Here is a 22241-nt window from a genome sequence, read left to right as displayed (position 1 = left end):
CCCCCGCTGGCGCGCTTTGTGTCAGGCGTGTTCCTCGGCTGCGGTTTCGGCCAAGGCACGGTTCAGGGTCCGCAGCGCATCGATGTGATACACGACGCCGATGATCTGAGGTTCAGCGTCGGTATCGGGGTCTGGCTGCGACATGACCGGCAGGAAGGCGGCCTTGGTGCGATCGAATTCGTGCAGCGCCTGCTCCAATGTCATGCCTTGGGTCAGCGTTTCGCCCGATGCGGCGATGTTGCGGACCAGGTCGGTCGCCGGGGCGGCCTCGCTGTCCAAAGCACGGATGACGGGGGTGATGCGCAGGTTGCGGGGCAGCCAGATGTGCGGCCCCTCGGCCAGATGGATGCCGCGGTTTTCCAGCTGGCTGAAGAAGAAAGACCGCCGCACCAGCCGCGATGCAAGGGCCGAGCTGAGCGAAATGGCCGTCATCACCGCGATGCCGGTCTGCCAATCGCCCGTCATCTCGAACACGATCAGCGCGGTCGAGATCGGCGCACCTAGCACCGCCGCCCCGACGGCGCCCATTCCTGCAAAGGCATAGACGTTGACATTGCCGGAAAACGACGGGACCAGGCCCGTCGCGATGATGCCGAAGGCCAGTCCCGTCAGCGACCCCATGACCAGCGCTGGTGAAAAGACCCCGCCGCCCATGCGCCCGCCAAGGGTGATGGCCACTGCCAAGGCCTTGACGGTGGCCAGAAGCACGGCTTGCGACAGACCGATCTGACCCGACAGCGCGGCGGCGGTGGTTTCATAGCCGACGCCGATGATATGCGGGAAGGGGATGGCGATCATGCCAAGGCAGAGACCCGCGATGGCGGGGCGCGACCAGCGTGGCCAGCCAAGGCGCGCCATGATCGCGGTGCCCGTCCGATCGGCGCGGAAGATGCCGCCCATCATCGCCGCGGCGACCAGCGCGCAGACCAGTCCCAGCAGCATAAAGGCGGGAAGTTCGACATAGAAACCGATGTCCATACGCTCGGGCAGGGTGAACTCGGTCAACCCGCCGAACTGCATGCGGTTGATGACGGTCCCGGCAACGGCGGCGATGGCGATGGGGGCGAAGGCGTGGACGGCGAAATGGCGCAGCACGACCTCATGCGCGAAAAGGGCGCCGGCGATCGGGGCGTTGAAGCTGGCAGCGACGGCCCCCGCGACCCCGCAGCCCAGCAATTCGCGCCCCGTGATGGGGCTGGCTTTGATGCGCGTGGCGACCGCAGTGGAAATCACGCCTGCCAGATGCACGACCGGCCCTTCGCGGCCCGAACTGCCGCCAGTGCCAAGTGTGATCAGCGATGCGGCGGCGGATGCCAGCCCCTCGCGGGTTTCGACGCGGCCGCCGTCCAGCGCCGCGCCCTCGATCACGTCCGAGACGGCGCGGACGCGCGCGTCGGGGGTGAAGCGGTCGAGGATCAGCCCGACCGCCAGCCCGCCCAGCATCGGCACGATCAGCACCCAGGCCCAGGGCAGGTTGCCCGCCGTGCTGGCCAGCGTCACGTCATCGGCACCGTAAACCGCCCGCTGCACCGCCGAGATCCCCAGCCGGAACCCCACCGCCGCAAAACCCGCCCCCGTTCCGATCAGCAACGCCAGCATCCAGAACTGCGCCTGACTGGGGCCGCGGTCGCGCATCAGGCGCATGATGTCGCGCAGCCTGTTGCGCAGAGCGGTCAGGGGGCGGGCTTTCTTCGGGTCCGGGGCAGGGGGCATGGCTGGGTCCGCGATGCATGTCGGGCCTTTACCCGATCACATATCTGCGACCGGGTCCAGCGCGCCCCCCCTGCCAGTGATGCGGGGATGGTTGCCTTCGTGGTCATGGGGCGTAATCTGCGCGCACATGAACGAAGGAACATCCGATGCCATTGCCCGAAGCCCTTATCAGCGACCTGTCGACCCTGCTGGGGGCACGATTTGCCACGGGGCGCGGTGATCGCGACCAACATGCGATGTCGGAGAGCTTCCACACGGCGCCGCCGCCCGATGCCGTCGCCTATCCCGAAAACACGGCCGAGGTCTCGGCCATCGTCAAGGCCTGCGCTGCGGCTGATGTGCCGGTGATCGCATGGGGGACGGGCACTTCGCTGGAAGGGCATGCTTTGGCCAGCCAGGGGGGTGTGACGCTGAACATGGGACGGATGAACCGCGTGTTGGACATCCGTCCCGAGGACATGCAGGTCACCGTCCAGCCCGGCGTCACGCGTGAGGCGCTGAACGCCGATCTGCGGGCGACGGGGCTGTTCTTTTCCGTCGATCCGGGCGCGGATGCCAGTCTGGGCGGGATGGCCGCCACGCGGGCGAGCGGCACGACGGCGGTGCGCTATGGCACCATGCGCGACAACGTCATGGCGCTGGAGGTGGTGCTGGCCGACGGTCAGATCATCCGCACCGGATCGCAGGCCGCGAAAAGCAGTGCGGGCTATGATCTGACGGCGCTGTTCGTGGGGTCCGAGGGCACGCTGGGGATCATCACCGAACTGACGCTGCGGCTGCATGGACAGCCCGAACAGGTGGCCTCGGCGGTCTGCGGCTTTGCCGATCTGCGTGCGGCGGTGGAATGCGTGACCATGACCATCCAGTCGGGCATCCCGATGGCGCGGATCGAATTCGTCGATGCGTTGACGGCGCGGGCGTTCAACCAAAAATCGGGAACGAACCTGCCGGAAACGCCGCATCTGATGATCGAATTCCACGGCTCGGAAAGTGCCGTCGCGCAGGACGCCGAGAACTTTGGCGAGATCGCACGAGAATTCGGGGCCTCGGGCTTTGACTGGGCGACCACCCCCGAGGATCGGGCGCGTCTGTGGCGGATGCGGCACGGCGCCTATCACGCGGCCTTTGTCCTGCGGCCGGGGGCGGTGGGCGTGGTGACCGACGTCTGTGTCCCGATGTCGCAGCTGGCCGATGCCGTCGAACGCGCCGCATCCGAGATCGAGGCCGCCGGCATGGTCGGTCCCATCGTCGGCCACGTGGGGGACGGCAACTTCCATGCGCTGTTGCTGGTTGACCCGGAAGCGCCCGAGGAAGTCGCACAGGCCAAGCAGCTGGCGCGGCGGATGGCCCAGCATGCGTTGACCGTGGGCGGCACCATCACAGGCGAACATGGCATCGGCGTCGGCAAGCGGTCGCTGATGGCGGACGAACATGGCGGCGCATGGCAGGTGATGGGGGCGATCAAGGCCGCGATGGACCCGCGCAACATTTTGAACCCCGGCAAGCTGGTCCCCGACCGCGTCGAAAGCTGACGGCGGCATGGGAACCGGTCCATCGGGGGGGCGTTTGCAGATCAGATGAACGCCCCAACCGAACCCCGCGGAGGAAACCATGTCCCATAACGATCAAGATCCCGGCCACGAGGCCAGGAACCACAAGCCCGCAATCATCGCCATTGTGGTGGCGCTGATCGTGGCGGCGTTGGTCTTCGTGGTCTTCCAGCCCGGCACTACCGAACCGGAAGGTGACGGCATTGCCACCACTGCCCCGCCGTCGGACACGCCGGTTACCGAAGCCGAAGGCGTCACCGGCGACGACGAGGCACCGGGCGCGCCGGGTGCCGAGACCCCGGCCGATGCATCGCCCGAGGCCACGACCGAGGATTCGGCCCCCGAGGACGCCGCCCCCGCCAACTGATCGCTGCGCCCCATAGTCAAACACATGTCCCGCAAACGGGCCCGCCATGTCGGGTCCGTTTCTTTTCATGCGATTTCATGTCTGACGGACTCGTGACCGCCGCGGCCCGATGACAAAGCCTCACGGTTTTGCGATAACGCGAAACAATGGCACGCAGGAAGCGGCCGCGGTCGACGCAGAAAACGATGGGGCAGGCATGAACATCTTCAGGAAATTGCTGTTGGGATTGATGGTGGTGACATTCGCCATCTCGTGTTCCCGCACGCCGCCCAGTGGCGGAGGCTATCGCAATGCTCCGGGCCCGGGCGCCAATCCGCAGCTGGGCGACAACCGGCCGCACAACTGGCAGAACGGCAGCCCCTATGGCCATGCGGTCCATGGCATCGACATCTCGCGCTGGCAGGGCGATATCGACTGGAGCCGCGTGCGCAGGTCCGGGATCAGCTTTGCCTATATCAAGGCGACCGAGGGTGGCGATCACGCAGACCCCAACTTTATGCGCTACTGGCGCGAGGCGGGGCAGGCGCGCATTCCGCGCGGGGCCTATCACTTCTATTACTTCTGCCGGTCGGGTGCGGAAAACGCCTATTGGTTCATCCGGAACGTCCCGCGCGAGGCAGGGTCGCTGCCGCCGGTGCTGGACATGGAATGGTCCAATTCGCGCAACTGCCCCCGCCGCCCGCCCGCCTATGAGGTCAAGCGCGAGGCCGAGATCTTCCTGCAGATCGTCGGGCGTCACTATGGCCAGCGGCCGGTGATCTATACGACCGTCGATTTCTATCGCGACAACCGCATGGGCGACATCCGGACCGAGTTCTGGCTGCGCTCGACCGCCGACCACCCCAGCCGGACCTATCCGGGTCAGCGGTGGGGCTTCTGGCAGTATACCGGCACAGGGTCGGTTCCCGGCATCTCGGGTGATGTGGACCTGAACGCCTTTGCGGGCTCGGCTTCGGATTGGGCACGATGGTTGCAGACACGCATGGTGCGGTAAGGCCGCACCGCTGGCTGAAGGTCGAATTCGCGGCGCTCTATTTCGGGGCGCCGCTGGCCATGGCGCTGTTCCTGCCCAAGGGGATGTTGTTCCCGGCGCTGGTGCTGTTCAGCATCGGAGGGATGATCCTTCTGTGGCTGACTGGCGGCTTCCGCTGGCGCATTCTGGTGCGCGGCTGGCGGCGGATGCCTTGGCGTGAGATTGCAGGCATCGCGCTGGTCACGCTGCTGACCTGCTGGGCGATCCTGGTGATGACCCGCCCGGGCGCGCTGTTTTCCACGCCGCGCAACAACCCCGGCCTGTTGCTGGCGATCTGGACGCTTTATCCACTGCTGTCGGCCCTGCCGCAGGAGCTGATTTTCCGCCCGCTGTTCTTCCATCGCTATGGCGCGATCCTGCCGCATGGCCGTGCCGCCATCGCCCTGAACGCCGTCGTCTTTTCCTTTGCGCATCTGATGTACTGGTCCTGGATCGTCGCCTTCATGACCTTCTGCGGCGGCTGGATCTTTGCGCGCGCCTATCTGCGACACGGCTTTCCGGCCGCATGGGCGCTGCATGCGGTGGCAGGAAATGTCCTGTTTGCCGTGGGGATGGGCGTTTATTTCTATACCGGGAATGTCCAGCGACCGTTCTGAGCGGTTGACTTCCCGTCCATCCCGCGCTTTGTGCGAGGGTCAATAAATGGGGACTGATCATGCACGCCTATCGCAGCCACAAATGCGGCGATCTGAAAGCCGCCAATGCCGGTGAAACCGTCCGCCTGTCGGGGTGGGTCCACCGCGTTCGCGACCACGGGGGCGTGCTTTTCGTTGACCTGCGCGACCATTACGGAATGACCCAGGTTCTGGCCGACAGCGACAGCCCGGCCTTTGCGGCCATGGAAAAACTGCGCGCCGAAACCGTGATCCGCATCGACGGCCGCGTGAAACTGCGCGACGCCAGCCTGGTCAACCCCAAGCTGCCGACCGGTGAGATCGAGGTCTATGCGACCGAGCTGGAGGTTCTGGGCGCGGCTGACGAACTGCCGTTGCCGGTCTTCGGCGATCAGGATTATCCCGAAGAAACGCGTCTGGCCTATCGCTTCCTGGACCTGCGCCGCGACAGCCTGCACAACAACATCATGCTGCGCAGCAAGGTCGTCCGGTCGATCCGCAACCGCATGTGGGATCAGGAATTCACCGAATTCCAGACGCCGATCATCACCGCCAGCAGCCCCGAAGGCGCGCGCGACTTCCTGGTGCCTTCGCGTCTGCATCCGGGCAAGTTCTATGCCCTGCCGCAGGCACCGCAGCAGTTCAAACAGCTGATCATGGTCGCAGGCTTCGACAAGTATTTCCAGATCGCGCCCTGCTTCCGCGATGAAGACCCGCGCGCCGACCGCAGCCCGACGGACTTCTATCAGCTGGACATGGAGATGTCCTTCGTCAGCCAGGAAGACGTCTTTGCCAACGTCCAGCCCGTCATTCAGGGCCTGTTCGAGGAATTTGGCGGCGGTCGCCGCGTCGATGCCGAATGGCCGCTGATCCCCTATGCGGAATTGCTGCTGAAATACGGCACCGACAAGCCCGACCTGCGCAACCCGATCGAGATGCAGATCGTCAGCGAACATTTCCGCGGTTCAGGCTTCGGCATCTTTGCCAAGCTGCTGGAGCAGGACGGAACCGAGGTCCGCGCCATCCCTGCGCCGACGGGCGGCAGCCGCAAGTTCGCCGACCGCATGAACGCCTTTGCCCAACAGCAGGGTCTGCCCGGCATGGGTTACATCATCTGGCGCAAGGCCGAGGACGGCAACACCGAAGCCGCCGGTCCCATCGCCAAAGCGCTTGGTGTCGAAAAGACCGAAGCCATCCGTGAACAGCTGGGTCTGGCCCAAGGCGACGCGGCCTTCTTCCTTGGCGGCAAGCCCGAAAGCTTTGAAGGCGTCGCTGGCCGTGCCCGCACGGAAATCGGCCGCGAATTGGGCCTGATCGACGAAAACCAGTTCAAATTCGCCTGGATCGTCGATTTCCCGATGTACGAGAAAACCGACGACGGCAAGATCGACTTCAGCCACAACCCGTTCAGCATGCCGCAGGGCGGGATGGAGGCGCTGGAAGGCGATCCGCTGAAGGTGCTGGGCTATCAGTACGACCTGGCCTGCAACGGCTATGAACTGATCAGCGGCGCGATCCGGAACCACAAGCCCGAGATCATGTTCAAGGCGTTTGAACTGGCAGGCTATCCGGCATCCGAGGTTGAAAAGCGCTTTGGTGGCATGGTCAAGGCGTTCCGCTATGGCGCGCCGCCGCACGGTGGTTGTGCTGCCGGTATCGACCGCATCGTGATGCTGCTGGCAGACGAACAGAACATCCGCGAGGTGATCATGTTCCCGATGAACCAGCGCGCCGAGGATCTGATGATGGGCGCCCCGTCGGAACCCACGAACGAGCAGATGCGCGATCTTCGCCTGCGCGCCTTGCCGAAAGAGTGAACTGACAGGCGGGCCCCCGCATGGCAGGATGCTGCAAAGCAGCACCCTGTCCGGAGCCCGCCTTCATGCCCTTGCCCTACGAACAGCTTGCCGCCATCCGGCTTGGTTTCGGACTGTCGCCGCGCGGCCAACTGCCCACCGACCCCGCGCAGGTCGCGCGGCTGGTTTCGGAATCCGGTCCCGAACCCGATGGCATCACGCTGGACAAGCTGCGCGAATGGCAAAGCGAAGGCAAGGCGCTGACCCAGAAGGCCCGCAACGGCACCAAGGAACAGAACAAGGCCAACCGCATGCACAAGCAGCGGATGCGCGCGCTGTTTCAGGCCGCCGTCCTGCGCCGCTTCGCCCGCGCGGTCGATGATCCGACAGGCTTCGGCGAAAGGCTGGTCTGGTTCTGGGCCGATCACTTCACGGTCACGGGCGGCAGCATCTATTACAACCTGATGTCGGACGCGATCGTGCAGGACGCCATCCGTCCGCATCTGGCGGGCAACTTCGCGGATATGATGTTCGCCGCCGAAACCCACCCAGCCATGTTGCGATATCTGGACCAGACGCGATCTGTCGGGCCGAATTCGATGATCGCCCAGCAAAAGCCGGACAAGGCGCTTGGTCTGAACGAAAATCTGGCGCGCGAGATGATCGAACTGCACAGCATGGGCGTCGGCGCCGATTACACGCAGTCCGACGTCGAGGAACTGGCACAGTTGCTGACGGGTCTGACCTATAATCCACGCCAGCCGACCGTGTTCCGCCCCCGCCGCGCCGAACCGGGCGCCGAGACCGTGCTGGGGGAAACTTATGGCGGCGAGGGCAAGGCCTCGATGGGCGACATCCGCGCGGTCATCGCCAACCTGGCCACGCAGGAGGCGACGGCCCGCCATATCGCCCGCAAGATGGCCGTGCATTTCGTGGCCGACGATCCGCCGCAGGGGTTGGTCGACCGGCTTGCCGGGGTGTTTTCGGATACGGGCGGCGATCTGGGGGCAATGAACCTGGCCTTGGCCCAAGCGCCCGAACTGGAACAGAACCTGCGCAGCAAGATGCGCCAGCCGTTCGAATTCCTGGTCGCTTCGATGCGCGGTCTGGGGATGACCGGCCAGCAGGTCGATGCCCTGCGTCCTGCCGCGCTGCGTCGTCACCTGCTAAACCCGATGGCGATCATGGGCCAGCCTTGGGCCGCGCCCGATGGCCCCAACGGCTGGCCCGAGCGTGCCGAGGATTGGGCCAGCCCCCAAGGCATCGCCATGCGCATCAACTGGGCCATGACCAGCCCGCCCGAGCTGCTGGGCCAGCTGCCCGATGCCCGCGACCTGCTGCGCGATGCGCTTGGCGATACCGCCTCCGAGGCCGTCGCATGGGCGGTGCCGCGTGCCGAAAGCAACCCCGAGGGCGTGGCGCTGGTCCTTGCCTCGGCCGACTTCAACAGAAGGTGACGCGATGCTGACCCGACGCCTGTTCCTGAAATCCACGGCGCTGATCGGCTGTTCGGCCGCCGCCAGCCCGCTGATGTCCACGGCATCCTTCGCCAGTGCGCCGGGTGAAAACCGCCTTGTGGTCATCATCCTGCGCGGCGCGATGGACGGCATCGACGCCTTCCAGCCTTACGGCGACAAGAACCTGCGGGCGTTGCGCCAGACGCTGTCGTTGGGCCCCGATCACGGCGCGACCGATCTGGACGGTTACTTTGCGCTGCATCCCGGCCTGTCGGACCTGCTGCCCTTGTGGCAGGCGGGGCAGCTGGCCTTTGCGCCTGCGGTGTTGACGCCCTATCGCGACAAGCGCAGCCATTTCGACGGGCAGAACATGCTGGAGGCCGGAACCGGCACCGATTTGGATCTGGCCGACCAGCAGGACGGCTGGCTGAACCGCCTGCTGCAGGTGATGCCGGGGCAGACCTCGGAAACCGCCTATTCCGTCGGGATCGAGAAGATGCTTATCCTGCAGGGTAAGGCGCAGGCGAAAAGCTGGACGCCCGAGGCATCGATGACGCTTGGGCCGCAGGCCGAGCGGCTGCTGATGAAGATCTATCACGACGATCCGCTGTTCCGCGACGCAAGTGCGCAGGCGCTCGAGATCGTGGCGGGTCTGAAGAACGCACCCGCCCCCGATGCCAAGCAAGAGGAACACATCGCGCTGGCCCGTTTCGCCGCCGACCGCCTGAACGGCGATACGCGGATCGCCAGTTTCTCGCTGGCGGGCTGGGATACCCATTCGGGGCAGTCGGGGTCGCTGAACCGCAGTCTGGGACGGCTGGCGCAATCCATCCTGGCGCTGAAGGCGGACCTTGGGAAGAACTGGGACACGACCACCGTCATGGCCATGACGGAATTCGGACGCACGGCACGGGAAAACGGGTCGGCCGGAACGGATCACGGGACCGGGGGCGCGATGCTGGTCACCGGGGGCGCGGTCCGTGGCGGTCGGGTCTTGGGCGACTGGCCGGGTCTGGCCGAGGGCGATCTTTATGACGGACGCGATCTGATGCCGCAGCGTGACATCCGCGCCTATGCGGCATGGGCGATGCACGCCAAGTTCGGCATCGACAAGGCGGTTCTGGAGGGCAGCGTCTTCCCCGATCTGGAGATGGGCAGCGACCCGCGGATGCTGGCCTAGACCTGCGCGACTTGCGCCAGACGGTCCTGCACCATGCAACTGAGATGCGTCAGATCGGCAGCGATATTGCCGCTGCGGTCCTGCGACAGGGCGGTGGCGGCTTCCTCCAGCGCGGGATCATGCGATGACCGCGCCACCCCAGCCAGAAAGCGGGTGATATAGTCGATGACCTCGGTGTCGCTGGCATCTGACAGGACCTGTGCCGCATGGGCCAGATCATCGCGTAATCCGGCCTGATCGGGCTGGATCATGTCGTCGGGCAGCGCACGCAGCAAGCTGCCGCGCGCCTCGGGGGGCAGGGCGCCAAGGATGGTCTGCTGGAAGACCGCAAGGCTCTCGACGGGTTTGGGCAGAAAGCCATCGGCACCGGCATCCGTCGCGTGACCGGCCAGATCGGGGTCGCCGGACATGCCAAGGATCACCGGAACGCGCGGCGTCGCCTGATGCAGGTCATGGATCAGACTGGCCCCGTCACCATCCGGCAGTCCCAGATCGACGATGACCACGGCCGGGCGATAGGCCGCCAGATGGCGTCGCGCGGATCGCAGGCAGTCCGCGCGGCGAATCCGCGCACCGGACTTCAGACACAGCAGGCGGACGGCCTCGCTGGCAAAGCGCGAATCCTCGATCACCAGCACGGTCAGTCCGGTCAGCGGGCGACCCGGCAGCGATAAACGCCATTGCGGCAAGGGTTTGTCATGGGTCGTCGCGAAATCTGTCGGCATGTCTGATCCCCGTTCCATTGTCCCTGACCTCAGTTAGCCGCGGAATGCTGAACAGAGGGTTAACGACGATGCTTTTCCTTTCACCAGCGCCCGAAAACCCCTAGATATGGGACGAAAGCGGAGGCACCGATGATCGGACGATTGAACCATGTGGCCATTGCCGTTCCCGACCTGCAGGCGGCGGCAGCGCAATATCGCGACACGCTTGGCGCCCATGTGGGTCCGGCGCAGGACGAACCCGATCACGGCGTGACCGTCGTCTTCATCGAACTGCCGAACACCAAGATCGAGCTGCTTTATCCGCTTGGCGATGACAGCCCGATCCGGGGCTTTCTGGACAAGAACCCGTCGGGTGGCATCCACCACATGTGCTTCGAGGTCGCCAATATCCTCGAGGCGCGCGACAAGCTGAAATCCGAAGGCGCGCGGGTTCTGGGCAACGGCGAACCCAAGATCGGCGCGCATGGCAAGCCGGTGCTGTTCCTGCACCCCAAGGACTTCAACGGCTGCCTGATCGAACTGGAGGAAATCTGATGAATCTGACCGGCGGTATCGTCCTCTTTGCCTCGATCTGGTTTCTGACGCTGTTCGTGGTTCTGCCTTTCGGCCAGCGCAGTCAGGCCGATGCCGGGTCGATCGTGGCGGGCACCCACGCGGGTGCGCCTTCGGATCTGGCATGGCGGCGCAAGCTGGTGATCACCACGCTGGTGACCACCGCGATCTGGGGCGTCATCGCCTTTGTCATCTTGGGCGATTACATCACCCGCGACGATATTTCCCAGCTGGACCATCTGATCCGCTGACTGCCTGAAACAGGTGGGTGAAGGCGGCGGCCGCCAGCAGGGGCAGCATGATGTTGACCAACGGCACCGCCAGCCCCAGTGCCACCAGCACCCCCGTCAGGGTCACGCGGAGGCTGTTGGCCCGACGCAAATCATTGGCCTGCACCGCATCCATGTGACGGCGGGCGGCCATCTGGAAGAACTCTCGACCCAGAAGCCAACCGTTCGCGCCGAAGAACAGAACCGGCGCCAAGGGGCCCAGAAACGGCGTCAGCAACAGACTGGCCAGGCTGACCGCCAGAACCGCCACAACCACCGCCAGCGATTCCAGCAGCCCGTCCAGAAAATCGACCGACTTGCCCCGCCTGCGGGGATAGTGGATCTGTTCCACCGCATCCGCGACCTGTTCGGCGAACAGACCGGAAAAGCCTGCGGCGACCGGGGCCATCAGGAAAATTCCCATCAATGGGAACAGCGCCAGCGACCCCCATGACAGCACGTGGGACAGCTCGATCTGGCCGATCCACGGCAGAGTGAACCCTCCCGGCAGCCAAAGCCGGATCACCCAGAAGATCGCCGCCTGCAGCGCCACGAACAGCCCGATGGTCAGCGCGACACCCAGCAGCACCAGCCGCAGGATGCGCGGGCGCAACAGGTCCGCCCAACCGCGCGTCAGGGCAACGACCGGCATCATGGCAGGAATTGCGTCTTGGCGGCAATATCGGGACGCGGGCGTTCGGGCGGTGTGGTGCCGGGGGTGCCGATATGGATCAGGCCGGCGACCCGTTCATGCGGCGCGACACCCAGATGGTCCTGCGCGAAGCCTTGGTTCAGTGCGGCAAAACCCGACAGCCAGGCCGCCGCCCACCCCGAGGCCAGCGCGGCGTTCACCAGCCCCAGACAGACGGCACCCGACGACAGCATCTGTTCCCATTCCGGCACCTTGGGGCTGACCACCGGCGAATGGATCACCGCCACGATGACGGGCGAGGCGAATGCGGACGCGGCCTTGTCAGCCGCCGCCTGATCCTGTCCGTCGGCCAGAACCGCCGCATGCAGGCGCGGCGCCAGATCGTCCAGCGTTTGTCGGCCCAAGACGACGAAGCGCCAAGGCTCCAGCTTGCCGTGGTCGGGAACGCGGGCGGCAAGGGTCAGCAATTCGGTCAGTTGGTCTCGGTCGGGGGCAGGGCCGGTCATCAGCTTGGGCGGATGGGACCGGCGGGTTGCCAGAAACTGCAAGGTGGGCGTGGTCATGTCATTCTCCTGTCCGGCAATGTCCGGGGGATGTTGCGGATCGGCGGGCAATGCGCAAGCGGACTTGCGCGGGGTGGCGCGGGCGTGGTCCAAGGCGGTATGGACGATCTGACCCATATGGCAGTGCCGGGAACGGTTTTCACCCTGCGCGCGACCCCCGGGGCACGTCGTAACAGTATCGTGGTTCAGGACGGCATCCTGCGGGTCCATGTCACCGCCCCGCCCGAGGACGGCAAGGCGAATAAGGCGATCCTGAAGCTGCTGGCCAAGGCGCTTAGCGTGGCGCCGTCGCGGCTGGTGCTGATGCGCGGGGCGGGCGCGCGTGACAAGCTGGTCCGTCTGGATCAGCCCGCGTCGGGTTCCAGCCGATAGTTGCCTTCGGGCAGGTTCAGGGCCAGCCGCAATTCGGTCAGCTGGTGCATGGTCAGGCTGATGCGGACGACCTCGTCGCCGTCCTCGCTCATCTGTTCCAGAACGACGCGATCCTCGAAGTTCAGGATCACGACGTCCTCGTTCAGCGGGCGGGTGTTCGGCTCGGCCTCGTCGATCAGGGTGATCACGGTTGCGTCGAAGTCGTGTTCGATGGTGAACATCCGGAATCTCCTTGGGAAGGCCCGACAATCGCGTGAAGTTCGCGGTGCGACAAGCGGGCGGGGTTTACGCGGCCACGGGGCAGGGTAGACTGCAAAGCAAGGCGGCGGCAAGGTCGGCGGAACAGGCATCGGGTACGGGGCAGCGCAGATGGTCAAACTATTCAAATCCCGCAGGACGGCTGTGGTCACGGCGGTTCTGCTGGCACTGGCGGGCTGTGCCGTCCCCGTGGACGGCCCCCCGGTGCAGCAGGTGCCGACGAATGCCCCCGCGCCTGCGCCGGTCAGACCGCTGCCGGTGGCATCGGCCCCCTATGACGCGACGCCCAGCAACGCCGCGCGGACCTTCGTGCAGGTCATGCGCCGGATGGAACCCGCGGTCGAACGCGAATGCATCAACCGCCGCACCCGCCCCATCAACTGCGATTTCGCCTTCATCGTCGACGACCGCCCGGGGCTGGAGCCGAACGCCTTCCAGACCGTGGACAAAACCGGCCGCCCCATCGTCGGCTTTACCCTGTCGCTGATCGCCCAGACCCGCAGCGCCGATGAGATCGCCTTCGTCGCGGGGCATGAGGCCGCGCACCATATCCTGAACCATCTTGACCGCAAATCCGGTGCGGCGACGACGGCATCGGTGGTGCTGGGGTCGATCGCTTCGGCCTATGGCGGGGATGGCAATGCCGTGGCCCGCGCGCAGGAGATCGGCGCTTCGGTCGGGTCCCGCTATTATTCCCGCGATTGGGAGCTTGAGGCGGATTACCTCGGTTCGATCATCGCGCTGAACGCCGATTTCGACCCGATCAACGGGGCGCGCCTGTTCGAGCGTATTCCCGACCCCGGCAACCATATCCTTGGCACCCATCCGTCGCGCGCGCAGCGTCTGGCGCAGGTGCGACGCGCCGTGTCCGACGTTCAGGCCGGCCGGATCCGCTGATCGATGGCACGCAAGGGGCATGTCGGACGGTTCCAATGGCGGTTGCGTGAGCTGCTGCAGCGGCTGTGGGTCCGGGTCACGGCCTTCGCGGTTCTTGGGCTGGTCACGGCCAGTCTGGGATACCTGCTGAAGGACACCATTCCCGACGGGCTGGCCGGCAAGGTCGGCGCGGATGCGATCGGTCCGATCCTGTCGATCATCGCGTCCAGCATGCTGACGGTCACGACGTTTTCGCTGTCGATCCTGACGGCGGCCTATGCCACCGCCAGCAGCAGCACGACGCCACGCTCGGTCCAGCTGCTGGTCAAGGATTCGGTCAGCCAGACGGTGCTGGCGACGTTTATCGGCGCGTTCGTCTTCAGCCTTGTCGGGCTGATCATGCTCAAGACCCAGCTTTACGGCGATGGCGGGCGGGTCGCATTGTTCGTCGCCACGCTGCTGATCGTGCTGATCGTCGTCGTGTCGCTGCTGCGCTGGATCAACCGCTTGGGGGAACTGGGCCTGATCGGTGACATGATGACAAGGGTCGAAGATACGACCATCAAGTCGCTCTCGAACCGGTTGCAATCGCCGTGGATGGGGGCAAATCCCCTGCGCGGATCGCCGCCCCCCGACAGCCTTGTGGTGCCCGCGCCCGTGGTGGGCCACGTCCAGAATTGCGATATGGAGACCCTGTCCGAGCTGGCCGAAAAGCATCAGCTGATCGTCTATGTCACCGCCACGCCGGGCGATCTGGTCCATTTGCGAAGTGCCCTGTTCCACGTCCGCAACCTGCCGATGGATCAGGATCAGGCCGAGGCGATCCGTTCGGACCTTGTCGCCTGCGTCACGGTCCGCCCAACGCGCAGCTTCGAACAGGACCCGCGCTTTGGCTTCACCGTGTTGTCTGAGACCGCGCAGCGGGCATTGTCGCCTGCAGTGAACGATCCGGGGACGGCGGTTTCGGTCATCACCCGCATCTTGCGAATTCTGTCGGTCTGGCAGGAAAAGTACCAGCCGGACGTGGATTATCCGCGCCTTTATGCCGCCGAAATGAATGCCGAGGATCTGTTGCGCGACAGTCTGCTGCCGCTGGCCCGCGACGGGGCATCCATTTTCCAAGTCCATATGGCGATTCAGGACTGTCTGCTGGCCCTGACCCATCTGGCACCCGAGGTTTTCGGCGAGCCCGCAGTTCGTTTATCGGCCGAATGCCTTGAATATGCTGGGGATGGGCTGCAACTTCAGCGTCATCGCGACCAGATCCGCCAGCGTGCCGAAGAACTGGGCGATGCAGCTGCCGCGGTTGTGACCATCAGGTAACAAGGCAACCGCAAGATGCATAAAAGTTCCGTGTGATATGAAAAAAGCTGGCATATCGGCGGATTTATGCTTTAGTCCAATTAGGTTCATACAAATGGACAGTTTTTGTCCATATCACATCGCGCGTTTAGGGCGATTCTGTAAAAGGGGCGCCCATGATCGGCGTTGTCGTCTGGAGCAATATTTCGCGCGAAAAAGCGATCATCTGGTGTGAAGACCAGGCCACTCTGGCCTATCTTCAAGGTCGGGCGAATTTGATCGACCCCGACAAATGGCCCGAGCCGGGCGATCTGGTCGAACTGGAAACCGAAACCGTTGGCAACCTGCGTCATGCGCTGAACGTGTCGATGATTTCCGAACAGGCCTGCCCGGAACTGCCGCGGATGCTGTCCGAAGCTGCGCAGACACCGCGCCAGCCGCAACTGCGGGTGGTCAACGGCGGTGGCGGAGATTGCGGGCAGAAATCACAAGGGGCGATGGCGGGTGGAATGCCTGGCTATCACGATGTCCCTAGCCATGTGCGGCCGCGCAGCAGCGCCGCCAGCTGAGGAAGACTTGCGGAATTTGCAAGGCGCGGACCCGATCGGTCCGCGCCTTGCAATTCAGACCCCGCGCGACAGCGCAGCAAGGCCGGTGCGGGCCAGATCGATCAGGCCAAGCGGGCGCATCAGTTCGGCAAAGGCATCCAGCTTGGACACCGGGCCGACCAGCTCGAACACGAAGCTTTCCAACGTCGAATCGACCACATTGGCGCGGAAGATCTCGGCGATGCGCAGGGCTTCGACCCGCTTTTCGCCCTGACCCTTGACCTTGAACAGGCCAAGCTCTCGTTCGACGACCGGACCCTCGACGGTCAGGTCGTGAACCTCGTGGACGACGACGATGCGGCCCAGCTGCGCCTTGATCTGTTCGATCACCGCAGGCGTGCCGCGCGTCACCACGGTGATCCGCGAACGGTGACCCAGATGATCGACCTCGGCCACGGTCAGGCTGTCGATGTTATAACCGCGACCCGAAAACAGGCCGATCACGCGCGCCAGCACGCCCGGTTCGTTTTCGACCATGATCGCCAGCGTATGGCTTTCTTCGATCTGACCGTTGGGGTCCTTCAGGTCATAGGCAGAATGGCTGGACATGCCCTTCTGGATGTTCAAAGCGTTCATGGCAAAGCCCTTCCTATTGCAGCACGGATGATGGCGGGGCTGGTCACACCAGCACCGCACCGTCCAATTCGATGACGCCCAGGGTTTCAGCCTCGCCCAGCAGCATTTCGTTATGCGGCTTGCCCGAGGGGATCATCGGGAAGCAGTTTTCGTGCTTTTCGACCAGCACATCCAGAATGAACGGGCCGTCGTAATCCAGCATCTGCTGAATGGCGGCGTCCAGATCCTTGGGGTCGCGGACCTGCGCGCCCTTGCAGCCGAAGGCATCGGCCAGCTTGACGAAATCGGGCAGGCTGTCGGACCACGACTGGCTGTAGCGTTCGCCGTGAAGCAGCTGCTGCCACTGGCGGACCATGCCAAGACGTTCGTTGTTCAGGATGAACTGCTTGACCGGCAGGCGGAACTGAACGGCGGTGCCCATTTCCTGCATGTTCATCAGCCAACTGGCATCGCCCGCCACGTTGATGACCAGCGCCTCGGGATGGGCCGCCTGAACGCCGACCGATGCCGGCAGGCCATAGCCCATGGTGCCCAGACCGCCCGAGGTCATCCAGCGGTTCGGTTCCTCGAAGCCCAGATATTGCGCGGCCCACATCTGGTGCTGACCGACCTCGGTCGTGATATAGCGGTCACGGCCCTTTGTCAGCGCCTCAAGCCGCTGCAGCGCGTGCTGCGGCTTGATGATGGTTTCGCTGCCGCGATAGGCCAGACAATTCTTGGCGCGCCATTCGTCAACCTGGCCCCACCAGTTCTTCAGGCCGGCACTGTTCAGCTTGCGGCCGCGCGATTTCCAGACCTTCAGCAGGTCCTCCAGCACATGGCCGACATCGCCGACGATCGGCAGTTCGACCTGCACGACCTTGTTGATCGAGGACGGATCGATATCGATATGCGCCTTGACCGAGTCGGGGCTGAAATCGGCGATGCGACCGGTAATGCGGTCATCGAAGCGCGCGCCGATATTGATCATCAGGTCGCAGCCGTGCATCGCAAGGTTGGCTTCATACGTGCCGTGCATCCCCAGCATGCCCAGCCAGTTCTTGCCCGACGCCGGATAGGCGCCCAGACCCATCAGGGTAGAGGTCACGGGAAAGCCCGTCGCCTCGGCCAGTTCGCGCAGCAGCTGGCTGGCGGCCGGACCCGAATTGATGACGCCGCCGCCGGTATAAAGGATCGGGCGTTCGGCCTGTTCGATCATCTCGACCAGACGGGTGATCGCCTCAAGATTGCCCTTCTTGACCGGCTGATAGGGACCGGTATCGACCTGCTTGGGGCCGACATAGGCGTCGCTGGCAAATTGCACGTCCTTGGGAATGTCGACCAGCACCGGACCCGGACGGCCCGAGGTGGCAACATGGAACGCCTTGTGGATCGTCTCGGCCAGCTTGCCCGTGTCCTTGACCAGCCAGTTGTGCTTGGTGCAGGGGCGGGTGATGCCGACGGTGTCCGCCTCTTGGAAGCCATCGGTGCCGATCATGAAGGTCGGGACCTGACCCGACAGCACGACCAGCGGGATCGAATCCAGCAGCGCGTCGGTCAGACCCGTCACGGCATTCGTCGCACCCGGACCGGATGTGACCAGCACGACGCCCGGCTTGCCGGTCGCACGGGCATATCCTTCGGCCATGTGGACCGCACCCTGTTCGTGGCGCACCAGAATATGGGTGATGTCGTTTTGCTGGAAAATCTCGTCATAGATGGGAAGGACGGCCCCGCCCGGATAGCCGAATACGGTATCGACGCCCTGATCGCGCAGCGCCTCGACCACCATTCTCGCACCCGTCATCATTCGGGACATCGTTCTGCTCCATCAAAAATGCATCTCGCATCGGCCGAAATTGGCCTCCGCGTCGGCGCAAACTAGGATCGGGGCAGGGCAGGGTCAATGGGGTTCGGCGGATAAAGTGACGCAGTCACGCCAATTTTTGAAATTTTGTTTCGCGACTTGTTCGGCGCTATCGGTCGAATTGCGGCAAGGCGATGCGGGCGACCTGTTCGACGATCGGATCTACAGACAGGGGGTGTGCTTCGTTCGAATGGTCGTGCGGGTCACCGATGTCCTGCCAGACGCCGCCCTTGTAGATTTCCAGCGCGTTGAAGCGGGCCTTGTAGTCCATCTTGCGGCTGCCCGGCACCCAATATCCCAGATAGACATAGGGCAGGCCAGCGGCGCGCGCGATCTCGATATGGTCCAAAATCACATGGGTGCCAAGGCTGGCCGGGCGGAACGCCGGATCATAGAAGCTGTAGACGAGGCTCAGCCCGTCATCCAGCACGTCCGTCAGGCAGACCGCGACCAGATGGTTGTCACCGCGCACCATGTTGTGGGGATCATCGGACCCGCAGCGGTATTCGATGACGCGGGTCTTGATCGGCGTTTCCTCAATCATGGCGGCGAATTCGAAGATATCCATATCGGCCATGCCGCCATCGGCGTGGCGGCGGTCCAGATATCGGCGGAACAGATCGAACTGCTCCTCGGTTGCCCAGGCACTGGTCGCCAGCCGTTGCAGCGCGACATTGCGCTTGAGGATGCGGCGTTGCGTCCGGCTGGGGGCGAAATCGGCCACGCGGATGCGCGCCGACATGCAGGCCACGCAGCTTTCGCAGCTGGGACGGTACAGCACGTTCTGCGACCGGCGAAAGCCTTGGCGCGACAGGGCATTGTTCAGTTCCGGGGCGTTGTCGCCCTGCAGGGCGGTGAACAGCTTACGCTCGGCGCGGCCATGCAGATAGGGGCAGGGCTGCGGCGCCGTTACATAGAACTGGGGCGCATGGGGCAGGGTATGACGCATCACACGCGCCCCTTGCGGCAGCTGATCGGGTCAGGGCTGTTCATGCGGATCTTGCAATATCCGGTGTGTCGGTTGTGTCAGGGTCGCGCAAAGCCTAGCAACGTTTCCCTGACAGGCCAAGCATGGAAAGGCCCCGCCGGTCCGATCCGCCCCCCGTTCGGCGCGTTGACGCAGCACGGCCGACCGCTAAGGTGTCGGGCATGAGCTTTTGCGACCGTATCACCCGCCATCCGCTGCCCGTCGATCCTGCCCGCGCGCAGGATGCGACGGCGCTGTTTCCCGACGCGCCCGCGCCGCTGCGCGACCTGATCGCGGGGGTCGCGGGCAGCAGCCCCTTCCTGGCGGGGCTAATCCGGCAAGAGGCCGACTGGCTGCCCGATGCGCTGGAACATGACGATGTGGTCGCGCGCGAGACGGCGGGGTTTGAGGACCTGTCGCCTGATGATCTGGGCGTGGCGCTGCGACGGGCCAAGCGGCGGGTGGCGCTGCAGGCGGCGCTGGCCGATCTTGGCGGGGTCTGGCCCTTGGCGCAGGTGACGCAGTCGCTGTCTGATCTGGCCGATCGCGCGGTCGATCTGGCTTTGCGCGCCCATGTCGCCACCGAAGTGCGGCGCGGCAAGCTGCCTGCCACGGATGCCGATGCGGGGGGCATCTTTGCGTTGGCCATGGGCAAGGGCGGCGCGGGCGAGCTGAACTATTCCTCGGACATCGATCTGATCGTGCTGTTCGACGAAACCGCCTATGCCGAAGCCGACCAGATGGAGGCCCGCGCCGCCCTGATCCGCGCCACCCGCAGGATGGCCGCGACCCTGTCGGATGTGACCGACCACGGCTATGTCTTCCGCACAGACCTGCGTCTGCGGCCCGATGCATCCGTCACGCCGGTCTGCATCTCGACCGCCGCCGCGCTGGCCTATTACGAGGCCGAGGGGCGCACATGGGAACGCGCTGCCTTCATCAAGGCGCGGGCGGCTGCCGGCGATATCGCAGCGGGCGAACGGTTTTTGGCCGAGTTGCGGCCCTTTGTCTGGCGCAAGCATCTGGACTTCGCCGCCATTCAGGACGCCCATGACATGCGCCTGCGCATCCGCGACCACAAAGGTCTTGGCGGACGGCTGGAGGTTCCCGGCCATAACATCAAACTGGGCCGCGGCGGCATCCGCGAGATCGAGTTCTTCACCCAGACCCGTCAGCTGATCGCCGGTGGGCGTGACGTCAGCCTGCGGATGCGCGACACGGTGGGCGGGCTGGCGGCCTTGGCGGCCAAGGGCTGGATCCCCGCCGATGTGGCGCAGGAACTGACGGATCACTATCGCGAACATCGTGACATCGAACACCGCATCCAGATGGTGAACGACGCCCAGACCCACAGTCTGCCCAAGGATACGCATGGCCTGCGGGTCGTCGCCGCGCTGATGGGATCGGATGATCCCGACGCGTGGCAGACCCGCTTGAAGACGCGGTTGGCCCGCGTCCACGAGCTGACCGAGGAGTTTTTCGCCCCCGACGAGATCAAGGCCGAGCGTCCCGATCTGTCGCCCGAATCGCAGGCCATCATCGACCGCTGGCAGGGCTATCCGGCGCTGCGGTCCGATCGCGCCCTGCAGATATTCCGCCGGATCGAGGTGCCGCTGCTGGACCGCATGTCCCGCGCCAGCCATCCCGCCGAGGCGCTGGCGCGTTTCGACAGCTTTCTGGCAGGTCTGCCTGCGGGCGTTCAGCTGTTTTCACTGTTCGAGGCCAATCCCCAGCTGATCGACCTGATCGTCGATATCTGCGGCACGGCGCCTGCACTGGCCGCCTATCTGGCGCAGCATCCGGCGGTTCTGGATGCGGTGTTGGGGGGCAGCTTTTTTGCGCCTTGGCCCAAGGAAGCGGGGTTGCGGGTCGAACTGGAACAACTGCTGCGGACCGCGGTGACCAGCGGTGGCTATGAGGCCGCCTTGGATGCCGCGCGGCGTTGGGCGCATGAATGGCACTTCCGCATCGGTGTGCATCATCTGCGCGGGTTGATCGACGCAGATGAGGTCGCCGGTCAATATGCCGATCTGGCCGGGGCCTGCGTCTGTGCGCTGTTTCCCGTCACGGCGGATGAATTTGCCCGAAAGCACGGGCCCGCGCCGGGGCGGGGGGCCGTGGTGCTGGGCATGGGGTCCCTTGGCGCGCGGATGCTGAATGCCGGGTCCGATCTGGACCTGATCGTGATCTATGATGCGGATGGCGTCGATGCCTCGGTTGGGCCGCGCCCGCTGGCGGCGCGTCCCTATTACGCGCGGCTGACGCAAGCGATGGTCACGGCGCTGTCGGCGCCCACCGCCGAAGGTCGTCTTTACGAGGTCGACATGCGGCTGCGGCCCTCGGGGCGGCAAGGGCCGGTTGCGACCTCGGTCCAAAGTTTCGAGACCTATCAGATGTCCGAGGCCTGGACCTGGGAACATCTGGCCCTGACCCGCGCCCGCGTCGTGGCACAGACCGGCGCCGATGCCTCCGCTCTGGCCGACCAGCTCGAGGCGCTGCGCATGCAGGTCCTGCGCCAGCGCGGTGCCGATCCGCGCGTCATGCCCGATCTGGCACAGATGCGCGCGCGGTTGTTCGCGGCCAAGCCGGCGGCGGGTCCTTGGGACGTGCGCAACGATGCGGGTCGCCTGCAGGACATCGATCTGCTGGCGCAGGCCTGCGCGCTGCGGGCGGGCGACCCGGCACGGGGCACCTTGGCGCAACTGCGGGCTGGCAAGCGTGCCGGTCTGCTCGAGGCTTCCGCGACCGAGGCACTGTCGTCGGCTTGGCGGGTCTTCTGGCGGCTGCATGCGGCGGGACGGCTGCTAACCGATCGCCCACTGGACAACGCCGAGATCAGACGCGGCGCCCAAGACTTCCTGCAGCGAGAGCTTGACGCCCCGGACAGCGACACGATTACTGACCGCATCCGCGATCAGGTGACGCGCGCGCAGACCCTGATTGCTGCGCAGTTCCCGGACTAATG

Annotated in this window: 22 protein-coding genes; 14 read left to right on the top strand and 8 right to left on the bottom strand. The window is 64.9% G+C overall.

The features are described from left to right. Positions 1–21 precede the first annotated feature (21 nt). On the bottom strand, positions 22–1713 hold the full coding sequence (locus SJY40_RS09765; RefSeq protein ID WP_378945633.1) for a chloride channel protein: 1692 nt from the start codon (positions 1711–1713) through the stop codon (positions 22–24). A 146-nt stretch (positions 1714–1859) separates the two neighbouring features. On the opposite strand from SJY40_RS09765, the gene SJY40_RS09760 reads away from it, so the two are divergent. The 7 genes from SJY40_RS09760 (at position 1860) to SJY40_RS09730 (ending at position 9710) form a co-directional block, all read left to right on the top strand. Further along, positions 1860–3245 (top strand): FAD-binding oxidoreductase, encoded by a 1386-nt coding sequence (locus SJY40_RS09760; RefSeq protein ID WP_378945630.1) that lies wholly within the window; start codon positions 1860–1862, stop codon positions 3243–3245. Between the two features lie 79 nt (positions 3246–3324). Beyond that, positions 3325–3630, top strand: a complete 306-nt coding sequence (locus SJY40_RS09755) for a hypothetical protein (RefSeq protein WP_378945627.1) — start codon at positions 3325–3327, stop codon at positions 3628–3630. Positions 3631–3859: 229 nt separating this feature from the next. Further along, positions 3860–4624: a GH25 family lysozyme gene (locus SJY40_RS09750; protein ID WP_378945624.1), complete on the top strand. Its 765-nt coding sequence runs from the start codon at positions 3860–3862 to the stop codon at positions 4622–4624. After that, positions 4597–5259, top strand: coding sequence for a CPBP family intramembrane glutamic endopeptidase (locus SJY40_RS09745; protein WP_378945621.1), 663 nt, complete (start codon positions 4597–4599; stop codon positions 5257–5259). The genes SJY40_RS09750 and SJY40_RS09745 overlap by 28 nt, the downstream gene beginning before the upstream one ends. Before the next feature lie 59 nt (positions 5260–5318). Continuing rightward, a complete protein-coding gene (gene aspS / locus SJY40_RS09740; protein ID WP_378945619.1) occupies positions 5319–7094 on the top strand; it encodes an aspartate--tRNA ligase in 1776 nt (591 codons plus the stop codon). Between the two features lie 65 nt (positions 7095–7159). Next, positions 7160–8530 carry a DUF1800 family protein gene (locus SJY40_RS09735; protein WP_378945616.1) on the top strand — a complete coding sequence of 457 codons (1371 nt, stop codon included), beginning with the start codon at positions 7160–7162 and terminating at the stop codon, positions 8528–8530. Positions 8531–8534: 4 nt separating this feature from the next. Then, positions 8535–9710 carry a DUF1501 domain-containing protein gene (locus SJY40_RS09730; protein WP_378945613.1) on the top strand — a complete coding sequence of 392 codons (1176 nt, stop codon included), beginning with the start codon at positions 8535–8537 and terminating at the stop codon, positions 9708–9710. Here the strand turns inward: SJY40_RS09730 and SJY40_RS09725 are convergent. Then, positions 9707–10435 carry a response regulator gene (locus tag SJY40_RS09725; protein ID WP_378945611.1) on the bottom strand — a complete coding sequence of 243 codons (729 nt, stop codon included), beginning with the start codon at positions 10433–10435 and terminating at the stop codon, positions 9707–9709. The genes SJY40_RS09730 and SJY40_RS09725 overlap by 4 nt on opposite strands. Before the next feature lie 129 nt (positions 10436–10564). On the opposite strand from SJY40_RS09725, the gene mce reads away from it, so the two are divergent. Both mce and SJY40_RS09715 read left to right on the top strand, forming a co-directional pair. Then, the gene (gene mce, locus SJY40_RS09720) at positions 10565–10969 is read left to right on the top strand and encodes a methylmalonyl-CoA epimerase (RefSeq protein WP_378945608.1); all 405 of its coding nucleotides are present in this window, start codon (positions 10565–10567) and stop codon (positions 10967–10969) included. Further along, positions 10969–11238 (top strand): DUF1467 family protein, encoded by a 270-nt coding sequence (locus SJY40_RS09715; protein WP_378945606.1) that lies wholly within the window; start codon positions 10969–10971, stop codon positions 11236–11238. Before mce ends, SJY40_RS09715 begins: the two co-directional genes overlap by 1 nt. Here the strand turns inward: SJY40_RS09715 and SJY40_RS09710 are convergent. Both SJY40_RS09710 and SJY40_RS09705 read right to left on the bottom strand, forming a co-directional pair. Next, the gene (locus tag SJY40_RS09710; RefSeq protein WP_378945603.1) at positions 11195–11908 is read right to left on the bottom strand and encodes an EI24 domain-containing protein; all 714 of its coding nucleotides are present in this window, start codon (positions 11906–11908) and stop codon (positions 11195–11197) included. The two genes, SJY40_RS09715 and SJY40_RS09710, sit on opposite strands and share 44 nt — an antisense overlap. After that, positions 11908–12471 (bottom strand): nitroreductase family protein, encoded by a 564-nt coding sequence (locus tag SJY40_RS09705; RefSeq protein WP_378945601.1) that lies wholly within the window; start codon positions 12469–12471, stop codon positions 11908–11910. Before SJY40_RS09705 ends, SJY40_RS09710 begins: the two co-directional genes overlap by 1 nt. A 99-nt stretch (positions 12472–12570) precedes the next feature. Between SJY40_RS09705 and SJY40_RS09700 the strand changes: the two genes are divergently transcribed. Next, the gene (locus SJY40_RS09700) at positions 12571–12843 is read left to right on the top strand and encodes a DUF167 domain-containing protein (RefSeq protein ID WP_378945598.1); all 273 of its coding nucleotides are present in this window, start codon (positions 12571–12573) and stop codon (positions 12841–12843) included. Here the strand turns inward: SJY40_RS09700 and SJY40_RS09695 are convergent. Then, a complete protein-coding gene (locus SJY40_RS09695; protein ID WP_378945595.1) occupies positions 12816–13064 on the bottom strand; it encodes a hypothetical protein in 249 nt (82 codons plus the stop codon). The genes SJY40_RS09700 and SJY40_RS09695 overlap by 28 nt on opposite strands. A gap of 148 nt (positions 13065–13212) precedes the next feature. On the opposite strand from SJY40_RS09695, the gene SJY40_RS09690 reads away from it, so the two are divergent. The 3 genes from SJY40_RS09690 (at position 13213) to SJY40_RS09680 (ending at position 15848) form a co-directional block, all read left to right on the top strand. Further along, entirely contained in the window at positions 13213–13998 is a 786-nt protein-coding gene (locus SJY40_RS09690; protein ID WP_378945592.1) for a M48 family metalloprotease, read from the top strand. 3 nt (positions 13999–14001) lie between these two features. Next, on the top strand, positions 14002–15300 hold the full coding sequence (locus SJY40_RS09685; RefSeq protein WP_378945590.1) for a DUF2254 domain-containing protein: 1299 nt from the start codon (positions 14002–14004) through the stop codon (positions 15298–15300). 155 nt (positions 15301–15455) lie between these two features. Beyond that, complete coding sequence (locus SJY40_RS09680; RefSeq protein ID WP_378945587.1) at positions 15456–15848, top strand: hypothetical protein; 393 nt, start codon at positions 15456–15458, stop codon at positions 15846–15848. A gap of 54 nt (positions 15849–15902) precedes the next feature. Here the strand turns inward: SJY40_RS09680 and ilvN are convergent, their stop codons facing one another. The 3 genes from ilvN to SJY40_RS09665 form a co-directional block, all read right to left on the bottom strand. Continuing rightward, positions 15903–16463 carry an acetolactate synthase small subunit gene (gene ilvN, locus SJY40_RS09675; RefSeq protein WP_378945585.1) on the bottom strand — a complete coding sequence of 187 codons (561 nt, stop codon included), beginning with the start codon at positions 16461–16463 and terminating at the stop codon, positions 15903–15905. Between the two features lie 43 nt (positions 16464–16506). Continuing rightward, positions 16507–18261: an acetolactate synthase 3 large subunit gene (locus tag SJY40_RS09670; RefSeq protein WP_378945582.1), complete on the bottom strand. Its 1755-nt coding sequence runs from the start codon at positions 18259–18261 to the stop codon at positions 16507–16509. A 157-nt stretch (positions 18262–18418) separates the two neighbouring features. After that, complete coding sequence (locus SJY40_RS09665) at positions 18419–19258, bottom strand: arginyltransferase (protein WP_378945579.1); 840 nt, start codon at positions 19256–19258, stop codon at positions 18419–18421. A gap of 200 nt (positions 19259–19458) precedes the next feature. Between SJY40_RS09665 and SJY40_RS09660 the strand changes: the two genes are divergently transcribed. Beyond that, positions 19459–22239 (top strand): glutamine-synthetase adenylyltransferase, encoded by a 2781-nt coding sequence (locus tag SJY40_RS09660; RefSeq protein ID WP_378945576.1) that lies wholly within the window; start codon positions 19459–19461, stop codon positions 22237–22239. Positions 22240–22241: the final 2 nt, after the last annotated feature.

Source organism: Paracoccus sp. R86501 (genome assembly GCF_042466435.1).
Lineage (GTDB): Bacteria > Pseudomonadota > Alphaproteobacteria > Rhodobacterales > Rhodobacteraceae > Paracoccus.
Note: the sequence above shows the minus strand (reverse complement) of the source record. Positions and strands in the feature narration are given on the sequence as shown.

Excerpts from the sequence above, each read along its gene's own strand:
- SJY40_RS09750 (WP_378945624.1), top strand. The coding sequence starts at position 3,860 with ATGGTGGTGACATTCGCCATCTCGTGTTCCCGCACGCCGCCCAGTGGC.
- SJY40_RS09665 (WP_378945579.1), bottom strand. The coding sequence starts at position 19,258 with ATGCGTCATACCCTGCCCCATGCGCCCCAGTTCTATGTAACGGCGCCG.
- SJY40_RS09745 (WP_378945621.1), top strand. The coding sequence starts at position 4,597 with ATGGTTGCAGACACGCATGGTGCGGTAAGGCCGCACCGCTGGCTGAAG.
- SJY40_RS09715 (WP_378945606.1), top strand. The coding sequence starts at position 10,969 with ATGAATCTGACCGGCGGTATCGTCCTCTTTGCCTCGATCTGGTTTCTG.
- SJY40_RS09710 (WP_378945603.1), bottom strand. The coding sequence starts at position 11,908 with ATGCCGGTCGTTGCCCTGACGCGCGGTTGGGCGGACCTGTTGCGCCCG.
- SJY40_RS09760 (WP_378945630.1), top strand. The coding sequence starts at position 1,860 with ATGCCATTGCCCGAAGCCCTTATCAGCGACCTGTCGACCCTGCTGGGG.
- SJY40_RS09765 (WP_378945633.1), bottom strand. The coding sequence starts at position 1,713 with ATGCCCCCTGCCCCGGACCCGAAGAAAGCCCGCCCCCTGACCGCTCTG.
- SJY40_RS09660 (WP_378945576.1), top strand. The coding sequence starts at position 19,459 with ATGAGCTTTTGCGACCGTATCACCCGCCATCCGCTGCCCGTCGATCCT.
- SJY40_RS09695 (WP_378945595.1), bottom strand. The coding sequence starts at position 13,064 with ATGTTCACCATCGAACACGACTTCGACGCAACCGTGATCACCCTGATC.
- SJY40_RS09700 (WP_378945598.1), top strand. The coding sequence starts at position 12,571 with ATGGACGATCTGACCCATATGGCAGTGCCGGGAACGGTTTTCACCCTG.
- ilvN (WP_378945585.1), bottom strand. The coding sequence starts at position 16,463 with ATGAACGCTTTGAACATCCAGAAGGGCATGTCCAGCCATTCTGCCTAT.
- aspS (WP_378945619.1), top strand. The coding sequence starts at position 5,319 with ATGCACGCCTATCGCAGCCACAAATGCGGCGATCTGAAAGCCGCCAAT.
- SJY40_RS09670 (WP_378945582.1), bottom strand. The coding sequence starts at position 18,261 with ATGTCCCGAATGATGACGGGTGCGAGAATGGTGGTCGAGGCGCTGCGC.
- mce (WP_378945608.1), top strand. The coding sequence starts at position 10,565 with ATGATCGGACGATTGAACCATGTGGCCATTGCCGTTCCCGACCTGCAG.
- SJY40_RS09755 (WP_378945627.1), top strand. The coding sequence starts at position 3,325 with ATGTCCCATAACGATCAAGATCCCGGCCACGAGGCCAGGAACCACAAG.
- SJY40_RS09685 (WP_378945590.1), top strand. The coding sequence starts at position 14,002 with ATGGCACGCAAGGGGCATGTCGGACGGTTCCAATGGCGGTTGCGTGAG.
- SJY40_RS09725 (WP_378945611.1), bottom strand. The coding sequence starts at position 10,435 with ATGCCGACAGATTTCGCGACGACCCATGACAAACCCTTGCCGCAATGG.
- SJY40_RS09735 (WP_378945616.1), top strand. The coding sequence starts at position 7,160 with ATGCCCTTGCCCTACGAACAGCTTGCCGCCATCCGGCTTGGTTTCGGA.
- SJY40_RS09690 (WP_378945592.1), top strand. The coding sequence starts at position 13,213 with ATGGTCAAACTATTCAAATCCCGCAGGACGGCTGTGGTCACGGCGGTT.
- SJY40_RS09680 (WP_378945587.1), top strand. The coding sequence starts at position 15,456 with ATGATCGGCGTTGTCGTCTGGAGCAATATTTCGCGCGAAAAAGCGATC.
- SJY40_RS09705 (WP_378945601.1), bottom strand. The coding sequence starts at position 12,471 with ATGACCACGCCCACCTTGCAGTTTCTGGCAACCCGCCGGTCCCATCCG.
- SJY40_RS09730 (WP_378945613.1), top strand. The coding sequence starts at position 8,535 with ATGCTGACCCGACGCCTGTTCCTGAAATCCACGGCGCTGATCGGCTGT.